The sequence below is a fragment of the Duganella kummerowiae genome, assembly GCF_053572355.1.
In genome coordinates, this window is record NZ_JBKFEH010000044.1 from 1 (window position 1) to 919 (window position 919).

The window sequence follows — 919 nt, forward strand, 5'->3', positions numbered from 1 at the left end:
TGTTTAGTTCCGTGCGATCATATCCCTCGTCGTAGCTGGCCTTTGTTTCGCGCCAAGGTCATACTGGAGGAACTGATCGCAGACCTGTCGCCGCGATCATCGCGCCCCCGCAAGATCGCACTGGAGACATCGAGAGCATGACTATGCGCATTCACCCACAAGCCCGTACCACTCCCAAAATCCGCCAGGAGATCAAGGACTCCGGGCTGTCAGACCGGCAGGCGGCCAAGGTCTTCAACGTCACGCGATCCACGGCAGCCAAATGGCTTAAGCGTGACGATGTTCAAGACCGCTCCCATCGTGCCCATACCCTGCATACGACCTTGAGCGAAGCGCAGGAGGCCATTGTGCTATCGCTGCGCCAAACGCTGTACTTGCCGCTCGACGACCTGGTCTACATCACCAAGCAGTACATCAACGCCGACGCCTCGCGCTCCGGCATCGCCCGCCTGCTCAAACGCGAAGGCATGGCGCGTCTGGAGGACGTCATTCCCAAGGCCGAGGGAGAAACGATCTCGGCCAAGAAGACCTTCAAGGACTACGAACCAGGCTTCGTTCACATCGACATCAAGTACCTGCCGCAGATGCCCGATGAAACCTCGCGCCGCTATTTGTTCGTGGCCATCGACCGCGCCACGCGCTGGGTCTTCCTGCACATCTATCACGACATGAGCGACACCAGCAGCATCGATTTTCTACGGCGGTTGAAGCAGGCCTCACCCATCAAAATCGCCAAGATCCTGACCGACAACGGCTCGCAGTTTACGGACCGCTTCACGACCAAGGACAAGAAACCCAGCGGCCGGCATGTGTTCGATAAGGTCTGCGCCGGCATGGGTATTGAACACCGCCTGGCGCCACCTCGTCATCCACAAACCAACGGCATGGTCGAGCGCTTCAATGGCCGTATCAACGAGCT

1 protein-coding gene is annotated in these 919 nt (G+C 58.7%); it reads left to right on the forward strand.

The genetic code is table 11. The annotated features are described in order from the left end of the window. Positions 1 to 137: 137 nt before the first annotated feature. Positions 138 to 919, forward strand: a 782-nt coding sequence (locus ACLB1G_RS27940) for a DDE-type integrase/transposase/recombinase (protein WP_491630542.1), incomplete at its 3' end; no start/stop codon positions are given.